At 38.0% G+C, this 14,057-nt stretch carries 14 protein-coding genes; 6 read left to right on the forward strand and 8 right to left on the reverse strand.

Annotated elements, in window-relative coordinates; all coding sequences use genetic code 11:
- The first annotated feature begins 433 nt into the window (after nt 1-433).
- Entirely contained in the window at nt 434-1,753 is a 1,320-nt protein-coding gene (locus MHB65_RS20700) for a hemolysin family protein (RefSeq protein ID WP_342443773.1), read from the forward strand.
- A 182-nt stretch (nt 1,754-1,935) separates the two neighbouring features.
- Entirely contained in the window at nt 1,936-2,838 is a 903-nt protein-coding gene (locus MHB65_RS20705; RefSeq protein WP_342441575.1) for a cation diffusion facilitator family transporter, read from the forward strand.
- An 18-nt stretch (nt 2,839-2,856) separates the two neighbouring features.
- Here the strand turns inward: MHB65_RS20705 and MHB65_RS20710 are convergent, their stop codons facing one another.
- Both MHB65_RS20710 and MHB65_RS20715 read right to left on the reverse strand, forming a co-directional pair.
- Complete coding sequence (locus MHB65_RS20710; RefSeq protein WP_342441576.1) at nt 2,857-3,594, reverse strand: effector binding domain-containing protein; 738 nt, start codon at nt 3,592-3,594, stop codon at nt 2,857-2,859.
- Nucleotides 3,595-3,659: 65 nt separating this feature from the next.
- Nucleotides 3,660-4,586, reverse strand: coding sequence for a YafY family protein (locus MHB65_RS20715; protein ID WP_342441577.1), 927 nt, complete (start codon nt 4,584-4,586; stop codon nt 3,660-3,662).
- 556 nt (nt 4,587-5,142) lie between these two features.
- On the opposite strand from MHB65_RS20715, the gene MHB65_RS20720 reads away from it, so the two are divergent.
- The gene (locus tag MHB65_RS20720) at nt 5,143-6,264 is read left to right on the forward strand and encodes a response regulator (protein ID WP_342441578.1); all 1,122 of its coding nucleotides are present in this window, start codon (nt 5,143-5,145) and stop codon (nt 6,262-6,264) included.
- 48 nt (nt 6,265-6,312) lie between these two features.
- Here the strand turns inward: MHB65_RS20720 and MHB65_RS20725 are convergent, their stop codons facing one another.
- Nucleotides 6,313-6,960, reverse strand: a complete 648-nt coding sequence (locus MHB65_RS20725; RefSeq protein WP_004230823.1) for a response regulator transcription factor — start codon at nt 6,958-6,960, stop codon at nt 6,313-6,315.
- A 12-nt stretch (nt 6,961-6,972) separates the two neighbouring features.
- Entirely contained in the window at nt 6,973-8,088 is a 1,116-nt protein-coding gene (locus MHB65_RS20730; protein WP_342441579.1) for a GAF domain-containing sensor histidine kinase, read from the reverse strand.
- A gap of 188 nt (nt 8,089-8,276) precedes the next feature.
- On the opposite strand from MHB65_RS20730, the gene MHB65_RS20735 reads away from it, so the two are divergent.
- Complete coding sequence (locus tag MHB65_RS20735) at nt 8,277-8,702, forward strand: disulfide oxidoreductase (RefSeq protein WP_205445544.1); 426 nt, start codon at nt 8,277-8,279, stop codon at nt 8,700-8,702.
- A gap of 54 nt (nt 8,703-8,756) precedes the next feature.
- Nucleotides 8,757-9,596: an RluA family pseudouridine synthase gene (locus MHB65_RS20740; protein ID WP_342441580.1), complete on the forward strand. Its 840-nt coding sequence runs from the start codon at nt 8,757-8,759 to the stop codon at nt 9,594-9,596.
- 623 nt (nt 9,597-10,219) lie between these two features.
- Here MHB65_RS20740 and MHB65_RS20745 read toward each other — a convergent pair.
- On the reverse strand, nt 10,220-11,050 hold the full coding sequence (locus tag MHB65_RS20745) for an aldo/keto reductase (RefSeq protein ID WP_342441581.1): 831 nt from the start codon (nt 11,048-11,050) through the stop codon (nt 10,220-10,222).
- A 79-nt stretch (nt 11,051-11,129) separates the two neighbouring features.
- Nucleotides 11,130-11,300 carry a hypothetical protein gene (locus MHB65_RS20750; protein ID WP_004230831.1) on the reverse strand — a complete coding sequence of 57 codons (171 nt, stop codon included), beginning with the start codon at nt 11,298-11,300 and terminating at the stop codon, nt 11,130-11,132.
- Between the two features lie 391 nt (nt 11,301-11,691).
- On the opposite strand from MHB65_RS20750, the gene MHB65_RS20755 reads away from it, so the two are divergent.
- Entirely contained in the window at nt 11,692-12,537 is an 846-nt protein-coding gene (locus MHB65_RS20755; protein ID WP_342441582.1) for a VOC family protein, read from the forward strand.
- 38 nt (nt 12,538-12,575) lie between these two features.
- Here the strand turns inward: MHB65_RS20755 and trmL are convergent, their stop codons facing one another.
- Together trmL and MHB65_RS20765 are read right to left on the reverse strand one after the other, a co-directional pair.
- The gene (gene trmL / locus MHB65_RS20760) at nt 12,576-13,049 is read right to left on the reverse strand and encodes a tRNA (uridine(34)/cytosine(34)/5-carboxymethylaminomethyluridine(34)-2'-O)-methyltransferase TrmL (RefSeq protein WP_205445551.1); all 474 of its coding nucleotides are present in this window, start codon (nt 13,047-13,049) and stop codon (nt 12,576-12,578) included.
- 404 nt (nt 13,050-13,453) lie between these two features.
- Complete coding sequence (locus tag MHB65_RS20765) at nt 13,454-13,936, reverse strand: hypothetical protein (protein ID WP_342441583.1); 483 nt, start codon at nt 13,934-13,936, stop codon at nt 13,454-13,456.
- Between the last annotated feature and the right edge of the window lie 121 nt (nt 13,937-14,057).

Genomic DNA, 14,057 nt, shown 5'->3' on the forward strand with positions numbered 1-14,057 from the left:
TAGTGATGGTAAACGTTTAGAAAGGGGGAGTCTCAAATGAATATTGAGACTCCCCCTTTAGCTATAAAAAATAATTCATTTAAAAAAATCCGCAAGCTAAAGCACTCTTGAGATTTTTGACGTGTCGTATTATATGAGATGCAAAATGCTTCTTTCCCTAAACAAACTATCTTTGCTCTTTTTAAAGTTAGCATATAGCAATAGTAAATACAATCTTTTGATATTTGAATCTAGCTACTTTTTTTCAAAAAGATACGTGAAAAACAAGCGAAAAAGTTGTTGTCAATATTTGTGTTTTTCTTTTAAATAACTTATTATTGAAACATCCAACAATTTTTTAAATCATAGGAGGTGTACACTTTGTTTACTTCCCTCATTTGGGCGGGAACAAAGGAATTATTTGGACGGAGACATATTGGAGATAACCATTAGGTTGGCGGCATTCGCCCTACTAATTATAATGACAGGATTTTTCGTTGCAACAGAATTTGCAATTGTTAAAGTGAGAACTACCCGCATTGATCAATTGCTCGCAGAAGGGCATAAGAAAGCGAAAAATGCAAAACGTGTTGTTTCAGATTTAGATGAGTACTTATCTGCATGTCAGCTAGGTATTACCATCACTGCACTTGGTTTAGGTTGGTTAGGTGAACCTACATTTGAAATCATTTTGCACCCAGTGTTTGAATTTCTAAATTTGAATGGTAGTATAACATCTATCCTTTCATTTATACTTGCATTCTCAATCGTTACGTTTATGCATGTTGTTATTGGGGAATTGGCGCCAAAAACATTAGCCATCCAAAAAGCAGAATTTGTCACATTAAACTTTTCTGGCGCATTAATTTTATTCCACAATATTACGTATCCGATTATTAAGTTATTAAACGGATCTGCCCGCGGTTTAACAGGTCTTTTTGGCTTAAAAATGATGTCAGAATCAGAAGTGGCTCATACAGAAGAAGAGTTGCGTATGATTTTATCGGATAGTTTAAAAGGTGGGGAAATTAATAACTCAGAATATGAATATGTTAACAGTATTTTCGAGTTCTCAGATCGTCTTGCAAAAGAAATCATGGTTCCTCGAACTGAAATCGTCGGCATTGAAAAAGAGCTTACGATTAAAGAAGTTTTTGATTTAATGGGTGTTGAGCAATATACTCGTTATCCAATTCTGGATGGAGATAAAGATCATATTATCGGCTTAGTCAACATGAAGCATTTATTAACCGCTTACATTAAAGATTCCAAAAATGGTGATAAGCCAGTCATTGATTATATGCAACCTATTATTCGAGTGATGGAAACGACGCAAATTAACGATTTATTACTAAAAATTCAACGTGAACGTATTCATATGGCCATTTTAATGGATGAATATGGCGGAACATCTGGTTTAGTGACGATTGAAGATATTATTGAGGAGATTGTCGGCGATATTCAAGATGAATTTGATGAAGACGAAATCCCGGAAGTACAAGAAATTGCAGAAAATCATTTTATTTTAGATGCTAAGATGCTTCTTGAAAATGTGAATGATATGCTAGGTACTGACATAGAAGATGATGATATTGATACTATCGGTGGTTGGTTCATGACGAAGCGTTTTGATGCGGTCGAAGGAGACAGTATTCAAGAGCAAGGTTTTGAATTTATCGCAAAAGAATTAGATGGTCACCATATTTTATACTTAGAAGTTCTGAAATTACCTAACAGTGATTTATCAAATGAATATGACGCAGTCATTGATTAAAATTGAATTGTCTGGTCGTGGTACTTTAAAAAGCACGCTTGTATAATTCAAGCTATAAATATGGTCTTTCCTTCACACCTTATATAGGTGGGAGCAACTACCGTAATAAATAGATGAAAGCGACTCCCTTTTAAAAGGGGGTCGTTTTCTAATGTCCGAAAGTTTTGCGAGGAGGAAACAAAATGGAGCTCTATACAAATTTACGTCAAGGGGAAAAAGGTGCATGGCTATCCATTGGTACATATCTAATCCTCAGCTCTGCCAAGCTTACAATAGGCTACATTGGTACATCTGAGGCGTTGAAAGCAGATGGTTTAAACAACACCACTGATATCATTGCATCCATCGCCGTATTGATTGGATTACGTATTGCCCAAAGACCACCTGATTCCAACCACCAATACGGACATTTACGTGCTGAGACTGTTGCTTCTTTAGTAGCATCGTTCATTATGCTCGTTGTTGGTCTTCAAGTATTAGTTAGTTCTTTAAAAAGCTTATGGGCGCCTACTGGTACAACACCTTCTCTGTTAACTGCATATGTAGCAATCGGTAGTGCCGCTGTCATGTATGTGGTTTATCGTTATAATTTAGCACTTTCTAAAAAAATTAAAAGTGCCGCTGTTAAAGCAGCCGCCTTTGACAATCGCTCTGATGCACTTGTCAGTATCGGTACAGCTATTGGAATTTTTGGAGCCATTTTCGGCTTCCCAATCATTGATTCACTTACAGCTCTCATTGTTGCCTTTTTAATTATTAAAACAGCAGTAGAAATCTTTTGGGAAGCTGTTCAAAGCCTTACAGATGCATTTGATATTGATGAAGTTGAAACATTATCGGTCTTAATCCAGAACGTAGACGGAGTGATGGAGCTTTTAGACTTTAAAGGACGTGCACATGGCAATATGTATTTCATCGACGTTACTGTCACAGTGGATCCTTATTTAAATGTCTTTGAAAGTCATCGCATTACAGAAGAAATTGAGCATACCATTATGCGTGAAAATCGCTTTTGTCAGGTTCTCGTGCATATTGAACCACATATAATCCCTCCACAAAACGACGATAAGTCTCCTACCAATTGATTGGTAAGAGACTTATTTTTATTTAATAGCTATATAAATATCCACTTGTGATTCGTGTGGGTTAGCGCATCGTTCATCATAAAGTTCAAAGTCGCCTGTGTATGTTCGTTCAACTTTAGAATTTGCAAACCACGCCCAAATTTCTTGCCAAGTTTGAATGACAACGTCTGGCATTGTTCCTTTATCAGATGTAAAAACTAAATACTTAGCTGCCGGAATCATTTTCACTACTAAATCAGCTGGAATGTTATCATTATTTACCTCTACACCAAGTGTAATGTTGTAATTACCATTCACATCCGTTTCATAGTCCGAATACAAACCATAGACATTACCATTTTTTCGCTCTGCTATTTTGCCTGCTATATTTTGCTGATAAAAGTGATCCCATAATTGCGGAATTTTAGCTTGTTCTGTTATTTCATTTGCATTACTTGTTTGAGTTGAAATGCCTACGATATTAAATGCGTTCAATTCAACCACTTTTGGTTCTTTCCACTCATTTTTTCTCCATCGCTTTAAACTTGGCAAAAAGGAAGTCAGCATATTACGTGCCTCGTTTTCAGACATACCATCTTCCTTAAGATGTGGTACACAAATTTCAATCATTTCTTCCACTGTTAAATGAGGTTGTTTAAACTCGCCTCCCTCATAACAATATGTACAATAATCCTGACTTTTGTCCCCTTCCTTTTCAGTGCCCAATAACGCCTCGTCTACTAAAGGCATACCACAGCTTTGACAATAGCTTTGCATCGTCATTCCACCTTTCGCTTTATTTGTCCTTACTATAGCAAAGGAAACCTGACAACTGTCTGTCATCAATTGTCTAGATTTTTATATAATTGAACAACCTCTTGTGCGCGTTTTTGAATAATATCTCTTATATAAAGAGGTTCAATGATTTTAATGCGATGCCCAAAGCTGAGCAAGAAGCCATAAAGCCATTCATCTTCGGGTATAGCTATATTAATCATAGAATAGTCATGGTCTATATGTTCTGCACCAAAGGATTCCTCCACCAATGTCGTGATGTCTTTATCAAAAGAAATGACTAAATCGACTACGTTTTGTGGTCGATGCCATTCTTTTCCCCAAGGAAGTTCACTTAAATTCACTTCCTTCCGCTCAAAGGTAGAATCAACTTGTAGTAAGTTTTTCATTCTCGCAAGCTTAAATAAACGGAAATCCTTTCTTAATGTACAATAGCCATATAAATACCATATCTTACCTTTTTGCACAATTGTATGTGGTTCAACTATTCGACTTGTTTGCTCCCCATACGTAGTAGAGTAATGAAAGCTTATACAATGCTTACGCTCTATTGCTTTCTTTAGTGTCGTAATATGCTCTTTAAAAAGAACGTTTGGGCCCCATGGACTAAGATCGACAAATAAGTGATCCATTGATTGTTTTACATGATCATCAGCAATACTCGTTATTTTCTCAAGCACAGCTTCAGCGTGGGAATCTTCATAAGTAGTCAAAGCACTTTTAATCGCAATAGAAAGTGACGTCAGCTCGTCCTTCGTCAACACTTGCTTATCAACACGATAGCCATCGATTAAACTGATGCCACCATTTACACCTTGTTGACTAATAACAGGTACACCTGCACAGCTCAGTGTTTCAATATCTCGATAAATTGTACGAACGGAAACATTAAACAGCTCTGCTAATTCCTGAGCTTTCACCTTTTTACGGTTGATTAAAATCATCGTCATTGTTAGAAGACGCTCTAATTTCATGGTAAAATCTCCTTTCATGCTATCCCATTATTCCTATATACACTTCTATTTTAATTAATATCCTATCTTTTTAAGTATTTTTTAAGTACTTTTTGAGTATTTTTTAAGACAAATGTACTATAATAACGCCTAATTATTGTTACAACAATTATACTATTTTAGCAATATAAGAAAAAACAAGGCTTATGCCCCTATTCAACTTTCATTCCAAATACTATGTTGTTTTATTTTTGTATAAGAATAGTTTGATTTAAACGCCTAAACAATTATTTCAATTCTCTTAACACAACATACAAAACTTTTATCTTCTATATATTGAACGGCGAAACTTTCTTTGAATGGATTTGACGTGATGTAACAACACACATCAGGATTCATGGACTCTCACCTGTGGAAGTACTACAACACAAATTGCTTTTTTCTAGTATCAAATTTTTAATAGAAAAGTTGAGTGATATCCACTTTTCTTGCCCTTCACTATATATAGAAAGCCTTTTCACCCAAAATGAACTAGAGTTTAATGTTTTTAATTTAATTGTAAAAAGGAGAGTTTGATGTGATTCGAGCCGTTTTAATAGACAATGAACCTTTAGCTTTACACTATTTTCAAAGTAAACTACATGCCTTTCAACAAATACAGGTGATTCAAACCTTTACAAGTGTAGAAGTATTTCTGAATGAGTTGCCGACTATGGAGTTTGAGGCTATCTTTTTAGAGGTAAAACTTCAAGAATTATCAGGACTTGAAGTAGCTGATATTATTAAAACTGAGCGTCCACAAGTCAGTGTTATTTTTATTACCTCCTATCATGAATTTGCATTACAAGCCTATGAGATTGGTAGTCTTGACTATGTATTAAAGCCTATCAGTCATGCCCGTTTAGAAAAAACAATAGCCCGTATTGAGCATGAATTTTCTATACAGCAAATGCTTCAACAAGCTACACAAACTTTATTAAATGTGCAGTGCTTTGATCAATTTGCCGTCTATAGTAACAATAGTTTAGTGGCATTTAAAACTGAAAAAACGAAGGAATTGTTTGCTTATTTTATTTTGCACCCAAATATACCGATTCATCGAGATTATTTAATTGAAATTCTATGGCCAGATTTAGATTATGTGCGGGCCAAATCCAATCTTCATACGGCTCTTTCCTACTTAAGGAAAACTTTAAATACAATTGGCTATGAAAACTGTATTGTCTTTTCAAATAAATACTATATCTTTGAAAGGCCAAATATTGTGTGTGATTTATACGATTTTCAAAAACTTCATGAAGATTTTTCACGACTGGAATTCCCCTCTATTTCTTTGATTAATCAATGTCTTTCTATTTATAAGAATGGCCTTTTTGTTTTTGATGATTATGAATGGTCAACTGCCTATAAGGATAAATTAATGAAATCATACATAGAGTTATTAGAAAAGGGATTTCAAACAACGATCTTTTCAGATACTGAAAGAGCGATGGAATTTTTACATGCATTATTAGAATATGATCCATACAATGAACAAAAACTTGAGCACTATTTATATACGTTAATACAGGCGGGGCTTCATGAACAGGCGCATAAAATTTTCCAAACATATAAACAAAAACTAGAGGAAGATCTAGCACTAACACCAAGCTCTACATTATTAGAGATATCAAAAAAACTATTTGTTCAACATAAATAATGTAAAAAACGGCGAGTGCTACTATGTGAGTAGAAGCTCGCCGTTTATTTACATACCGCTACCCTCAGTTAGCCCGTGCTTAACAGCATATAGCGCTGCCTGGGTACGGTCCTGTACTTGTAGCTTTGTAAAAATATTTGAAATATGGGTTTTCACCGTTTTTTCTGTGACAAAGAGTGAGGATGCAATTTCCCGATTACTCTTGCCCTTGGTGAGCTCTGCTAGCACATCCTGCTCACGAGGTGTCAGCGGATTTAATAAATGGGGTGCGTTTTGTGACTCTTGGCGATCCATTTCAAGTGTTGTCGTTGCTTCAGGATGCAAAGTGTTTTCGCCACGCATAATACGACGAATGGATAAGACCAATTCATCTGGCTCGATATCTTTTAACTGATAGCCCGCCGCCCCTGCCTCCATTGCTGGGACCACATGATCTCGATCAGAAAAGCTAGTAAGCATTAAAATTTCTATTTGCGGAAACTTTGCTTTGATGCGTTTAGTTGCCTGAATGCCATCCATTTCAGGCATGACTAAATCCATTAAGATAATATCTGGTTGGATGCTTTCCGCTAATGCTACGGCTTCATGCCCATTTTTCGCCTCTCCAACAACTTCAATATCCTTTTGTGTCTTTAAGAAAAACAGTAGTCCTCTTCGCACTACGTGATGATCGTCTGCAATTAATACACGTATCATGTCCTCTCCCCCTTAATACGGCAAGCGGATTAGCAGCTCCGTACCTTTGCCAATTTCACTTACCCAGTCAGCAGTTCCACCCACTGATTTTGCACGATCCTTGATAGATTGTAAGCCCATCGACAGCAACTTTGTATTGTTATCAATAACAAAGCCTCGTCCCTCATCACGAATAACCAACAATATATCTGTTGATGTAACAGTAATATACAATGCTGCCTCTAATACACCTGCATGGCGACGTACATTATTTAAAGCCTCTTGCGCTACTCGAAATAATGTTTCTTCAATACGTGAGGGAAATTGCAATACACCTGAAACCGTAACATGTAGTTTCAAGCCAAGCATTTCAGCATATACTTTCATGGCCTCAAGTAAACCATTTTCTAACCCTTTAGGTCGCAGTTGCCAAATTAGCGCACGCATCTCTGTTAGTGCATCTTGTGTTAAATGCTGAATCTCTTTAAATGTTTCTTTTACTTCACAATCATTCGTCATCTCAATGCCAGCTCTTGCTGTTAACGTGACCGAGAAGAGTAGTTGATTGACTGAATCGTGTAAATCACGAGCTAGACGATTACGCTCCTTCACAAGTGCCATTTCTTGCTCCTGCTTTGTCAGTAAAATTCGCTTAATAGCCGAACCCATCTGAAAGGCAACTGATTCTAATAAAGCTAGCTCCTCCTCTGAAAAACGCACTGTATCCTTAGATGCGACATTTAATACCCCAAAACGTTCTTGTCCTGATTGTAGAGGTACTGTCGCATGATGTGTAATTCCTTCATGATCCCCAACATTTGCGGCTATGGCACTTTCAATACGCTGACACTCGATAATATTGGAGGCTTTTTTTAACTCTTCATTGCGATAACGTGATACACACCAACAGCCACCCTTTTTTAAATAATGACAATTGTTATATTCTAATGCCTCTGGTAAATTTTCATGGACAACAAGCTCTGAGCGCCCCTTTGCATCAATAAAAAAAATCCAGCCTGTTTCAAAGTTGGTGCCATTTAAAAATTTGATGAGTGCACCTTTTAGCATTGTGACAATTTCAGTTTCTTCATTTAATAGTTCAGCAATTTCTTTTAAAATACTGATATTGGAATGCTCATTCTCCCTCACGAAAACACCTCTTCTTTAGCATTACTATTGTTAATGATACCATTAAGCTATTGAAAGCGTCTGCTTCCGCCGTTCATACTTTAGACTGAATTTCATCACATACCTTATTTTGTGTAAGTTGATTTACATATAAAACTAGAACCACTATAATCGAACAAGGACATGGTTTTATGAAGGGAAGATTGGATATGTCTAAAAAAGAGGAAAATGGCTTATTATTTATTTGGATTGTTTCTGCTATAGCAACGTTAGGTTCTTTATATTTTTCTGAAATTCGTCACTATGAACCTTGTAAATTATGTTGGATTCAACGTATTTTTATGTATCCAATTGTTATTATGACGACAGTAGCATTTATACAAAAAAATGCACGTATTGCTGTCACAACAGCTGTATTTTCTGTCATTGGCGGCAGTATTTCACTTTACCATTACGGAATTCAAAAGCTTAGCTATTTAGCTGAAAATGCCCCTTCCTGTGGCGCAGTTTCCTGTACAGGACAATATATTAACTGGTTAGGCTTTATTACGATTCCGTTTTTAGCATTAACTGCATTTATTTTAATCGCAGGGGCAAGCTTTTATTTAATAAAAGCTTCTAAAGCTGCAAAATAATCGGAAGACCGTGTTCTACCTTTGGAATACGGTTTTTTCTACGGAGGAAGATCTATGTTTCATTATGAAATCGCTGAAGATAACTTAAGTGTGGAAGAATTGCTACGTAATCAGTGGCAACTTGGTAAAAAGCTCGTTCATGAATTGCGTATGGCCAAAGCCGTCACATTGGCAAATGATGAGCTGATTCAATGGAAAACACCTTTACAAACTGGAACAAATATCAAATTTACGTTTCCTATTCCAACATCTAGCTACAAACCAACACCTGTATGTGCTATTGATGTAGTCTATGAGGATGACCATTGTTTAATCGTATCGAAGCCAAAAGGTATGGCAACACATCCTAATGATGCTCGTGATACACATACATGTATGAATCATGTCATGGCACATATCAAAGAACAAGGTGGTATTTATGCTGAGCATGTTCATCGTCTCGATAAAGGGACACAAGGCTTATTACTAGTTGCAAAGCACCCTTTAGCAAAGTCCATTTTTGATCGAATGATTGAGGAAAAAACCATTATTCGTACTTATGCAGCAGAAGTGCAAGGTAATTTACGAACAGCTTCTGGAACGATTGCTGAACCAATTGGCAAAGACCGCCATCATGCCACAAGACGTGTTGTTTCTAAAACTGGACAGCATGCTGTAACACACTATGAAGTGGTGGCCCGCTACAAAAATTCCTGTGTTGTTCATCTTATACTTGAGACTGGACGAACACATCAAATTCGTGTGCATTTAGCCTATATCGGCCATCCAATTATTGGGGATACTATGTATGGTGCACGAGAAACAGCAAGTGATGACTACGAACTGCATGCCATTCAATTAGAATTTGAACATCCATTTTTAAATAAACGTATTATCGTCAAGGACGAGCAATAAGAAAAAAGATCCCGCCTCTCTATTGGAGAGCGGGATTTCATAGTGTTGAAAAACAAAACTATCAATAGAGTTTTGGTGAAAGGTGAAAATGGTTTCCGTTGCAGGCTACTTGCTTTCCTGTGGGCGAGCGCCGAGCCGCTTCCTCCGCTACCGCTCCGTGCAGGGGCTCGCCTGTCTCGCTATCCCACGGGAGTCAAGTAGCCTTCCACTCCAACCTACAAAATGTTAACTTTTTAGCAAAGGTTTTCAAATATAATGAAGGTGTTCACTACTCGTTATGGAGGGGTGTTGTCACTACACATTTAATATAAGAGTCAATCCTATCTCTAATTATACAAATGATGAGCTATTTTGGTCGCTTCGGCTAGTATGAAAGATAAGGTTGCATATGGTTGATTGGAGTGGAGCCAGCGTCGCTCCTAGGGGATTTAGCGTCACAGAGGAGACCCTGGAGCGAACGGAAGTGAGTGAAGCGGCTCATCGGACGCCCCCTGGAAAGGACGTTGGCGGAACGGAAATCAACCCCTCACCTTGGCAAAAGTTCTTTTTCTGCTAGTGACACAATCTTTTTTCAACAATATGAAATCCCGCCTCTCTATCTGAGAGCGGGATTTACTCATTTGCTAAAAATCGAATTTGAATTGATCTGGATCTTGCCCAAAACGTTGGTTACGATTTAATGTTGCCATTTTCTCCATTTGTTCTTGTGTTAATTCAAAGTCAAAAATCTTTGCATTTTCCTCAATTCGGCTTGGTGTCACTGATTTTGGAATAACGAGTGTATCATTTTGTAGATGCCAACGTAGCACTACCTGAGCAGGGGTTTTATCGATTTCTTGCCCTATTTCAATAATGGTAGGATCCGCAAGTACACCTCCGCGTCCTAGTGGTGACCATGCCGTAACAGCAATTTGATGTTCACTGCAAAATGCTCTTAATGGCTGCTGCTGTAAATATGGATGCATCTCCACTTGATTGACCATTGGCGCGATATTTGACTTTGCCAATATTTTTTCTAAATGATGCTCATGATGATTCGATACACCTGTTGCGCGAATTAATTTTTCATCGTAAAGGCGTTCAATAGCTCGATATGTTTCTTCAAATGTTTCTGGGACAGCCCAATGAGTTAAATATAAGTCTAGGTAATCCATATTTAAATTCTTTAGCGAAACCTCAAAAGCACGTAATGTTGCATCATATCCTTGGTCATTATTCCATACTTTTGTTGTAACAAAAATATCTTCACGATGAATGCCTGAATGACGAATTGCTTCTCCTACTTCTACCTCATTCCCATATAAGGATGCTGTATCAATAGCTCGATAACCGTATTGAAGTGCTTTATCAATAGCCTGTAATGTTTCCTCACGTTCTGTCATTTTGTAAACACCTAAGCCAAAACGAGGCATTTCTATACCATTTGATAATGTTTTCGTTGATTGTAAATTCAAAAAGCACAACCCCTTTCTTTTCCTAGTACCATTATACAAAAAATTGGATTTAAGAAAAATAAAGCGGCTGTTTTATATACTACTTTTTCTTTTGTTCAACATCTTCCAATTGAATTGGATCAGCGATGCGCTCATCCTCTGCAAGCTCTAGACCATCACGTAAATGCTCCATCTGTTTGCCCAAATCTTTTAATTCCTTCATATCTCTCACCATTGTCCCATTTTCAATATTTGGCACCTTTTTTTCCATAATGATCACCTCATTAATAGTTTTCCCGATATTAATCTGTTTGAACCATTTCTGACATATTTTATTCTGCTATGTCGTTTCATTTTTAAAGTAGATAGGCTATACTAAAAAGAGATTTCTTTATAACATGAGGAGGGTTACTTCCATGAAATTATTATTAATCATTGGTGTAACAGTTGCTTTCTTAACAGCTATTTTCACTGCTGGATACGAAGGCGACTACAAAGCTGACAAATAATATCTCAAGAAAATCACTAAGCATTTAGAAAAGCTTAGTGATTTTCTTTTTTTGTGGAACAATAGAAATACTTGACTTTCCTTTATTTTTAAAATAAACTAACTTACATAAAGTAACTTAATGAAAAAAAATAACTATTCGGAGGAATCCTATATGCATTTTCATGAAAAACCTAACACATATGTAACGAATGTTGAAATAAAAGTAAGTGATCTACAGCGCTCCTTAACCTTTTATCAAGAAATCATCGGCTTTAAAATTTTACAACAAGAATCACATAAAGCCACATTAACTGCCGATGGAGAAACAGCTCTATTAACCATTGTTCAGCCTGAAACAGTGGAAGAAAAGCTTAGCATGACGGCAGGTCTTTATCACTTCGCCTTATTATTACCAACTCGCCATGACTTAGCTAACATCATTACTCATTTCCACGAAAAAGGCGTGTACCTTGGGGCTTCTGACCATGCTGTAAGCGAAGCACTCTATTTAAATGATCCTGATCATAATGGTATCGAGGTATATACAGATCGTCCTGAAAGTGAATGGACATGGCATAACGATCATGTGCATATGGTGACAGAACCACTCAATATTCGTTCTATTTTAGAAGAAGGCGATGGGAACTGGAGTGGACTTCCTGTTGGTACAGTGATGGGCCATATTCATTTATCGGTCTCCAACTTAGCTGAAGCTGAGCAATTTTATACAAAGGGATTAGGTTATGATATTGTCACACGCTACGGGTCCCAAGCATTATTTATTTCTACAGGCCGTTATCATCATCATATTGGTTTAAACACTTGGCACTCAGAAAATGCGCCAAAGCTTGGACAAAACCAGGTCGGCTTAAAAACGTTCTCATTGCGCTTAGATAATGAAGAACAAGCAGCAACAATGAAAGAAAACCTTCGTGTAATGGGGTCACCCGTTACGGAAATCGATGGAGGGTTCCAAACAGAGGACCCAGCTGGAAATGTCGTGCTATTAAAGTTTTAGTATGAAAAAAGCAGTTCTCACATGTGGAGAACTGCTTTTTAATGTAAACCTGGATATCCTTGCTGACGTAATGCCTCATAAATAACAATCGCAGCCGTATTGGACAAATTGAGTGATCGCACATGATCACTTTGCGGAATACGCAAGCACATATCTCGGCGTTCGTAAGCAAAGTCCTTCGGCAAACCAGTTGTTTCTTTCCCAAACATAAAATAAATATCTCGGTCTTGATCGCTAAAATCATGTGTCGAAAACGGCTCGTCACTATACGTTTCGATTAAATAAACATCTCCATTTTTAGAGTACTCTATAAAATCATCAAGTGAATCATGATAGACAATATTCACACTATGCCAATAATCTAAGCCCGCTCGTTTCAGCATTTTATCATCCGTTGAAAAACCTAGTGGACGAATTAAATGGAGCGATGTATTAGTACCTGCACAGGTACGAGCAATATTTCCTGTATTGGCTGGTATTTCTGGTTGATATAAAACGATATGCAATGGCATAACGACACACTTCCTTATTAAATTTTTCTTTAAGCTACCTCTTTTAAGAATTAAACGAAGTCTGACTCTTTTGGATCAACTTCTCTCCTTTTAGAGTGGCTCTTCTCACGGGTTGAGCGGGTTGTTCTTCTTTCAGAGTGACTCTTCTCACTGTTTGAGCGGCTCTTCTCCAGGTTTGAGCGGGTTCATCTTCTTTTAGAGCGGCTCTTCTCCAAGTTTGAGCGGGTTCATCTTCTTTTAGAGCGGCTCTTCCACACGTTGAGCGGGATTCGCTTCTTTTGGAGCGACTCTTCTCTCGGGGTGAGCGGAGTTCTCCTCTTTTGGAGCGGCTCTTCTCACACGTTGAGCGGAGTTCTCTTCTTTTAGAGCGACTCTTCTCTCAGGTTGAGCGAGCTTCTCTTCTTCTAGAGCGACTCTTCTCTCACAGGTTGAGCGGGATTCGCTTCTTTTAGAGCGGCTCTTCTCACAGGTTGAGCAGATTCATCCTCTTTTGGAGCGGCTCTTCTCACAGGTTGAGCGGATTCATCCTCTTTTGGAGCGGTTCTCCTCACGGTGTGAGCGGATTCATCTTCTTTTAGAGCGACTCTTCTCTCGGGGTGAGCGAGCTTCTCTTCTTTTGGAGCGGCTCTTCTCTCGGGTTGAGCGGAGTTCCCCTCTTTTGGAGCGGCTCTTCTCACACGTTGAGCGAGCTTCTCTTCTTTTAGAGCGACTCTTCCCCCAGTTTGAGCGGATCCCTCTTCTTTTAGAGCGGCTTCTCTCACACGTTGAGCGGATTCATCTTCTTTTAGAGCGGCTCTTCTCACACGTTGAGCGGATTCCTCTTCTTTTGGAGCGGCTCTCCCCCCAGTTTGAGCGGGGTTCTCTTCTGTTAGAGCGGTTCTCCTCACGGTGTGAGCGGATCCCTCTTCTTTTAGAGCGGCTCCCTCCTCTTTTAGAGCGGCTTCTCACACAGATTGAGCGGGGTACTCTTCTTTTGGAGCGACTCTTCTCCCAATTATAGGGACTCCA

This window comes from Lysinibacillus sp. FSL K6-0075 (assembly GCF_038592945.1).
GTDB lineage: Bacteria > Bacillota > Bacilli > Bacillales_A > Planococcaceae > Lysinibacillus > Lysinibacillus fusiformis_F.

Excerpts from the sequence above, each read along its gene's own strand:
- MHB65_RS20705 (WP_342441575.1), top strand. The coding sequence starts at position 1,936 with ATGGAGCTCTATACAAATTTACGTCAAGGGGAAAAAGGTGCATGGCTA.
- MHB65_RS20710 (WP_342441576.1), bottom strand. The coding sequence starts at position 3,594 with ATGCAAAGCTATTGTCAAAGCTGTGGTATGCCTTTAGTAGACGAGGCG.
- MHB65_RS20715 (WP_342441577.1), bottom strand. The coding sequence starts at position 4,586 with ATGAAATTAGAGCGTCTTCTAACAATGACGATGATTTTAATCAACCGT.
- MHB65_RS20725 (WP_004230823.1), bottom strand. The coding sequence starts at position 6,960 with ATGATACGTGTATTAATTGCAGACGATCATCACGTAGTGCGAAGAGGA.
- MHB65_RS20735 (WP_205445544.1), top strand. The coding sequence starts at position 8,277 with ATGTCTAAAAAAGAGGAAAATGGCTTATTATTTATTTGGATTGTTTCT.
- MHB65_RS20740 (WP_342441580.1), top strand. The coding sequence starts at position 8,757 with ATGTTTCATTATGAAATCGCTGAAGATAACTTAAGTGTGGAAGAATTG.
- MHB65_RS20750 (WP_004230831.1), bottom strand. The coding sequence starts at position 11,300 with ATGGAAAAAAAGGTGCCAAATATTGAAAATGGGACAATGGTGAGAGAT.
- MHB65_RS20755 (WP_342441582.1), top strand. The coding sequence starts at position 11,692 with ATGCATTTTCATGAAAAACCTAACACATATGTAACGAATGTTGAAATA.
- trmL (WP_205445551.1), bottom strand. The coding sequence starts at position 13,049 with ATGCCATTGCATATCGTTTTATATCAACCAGAAATACCAGCCAATACA.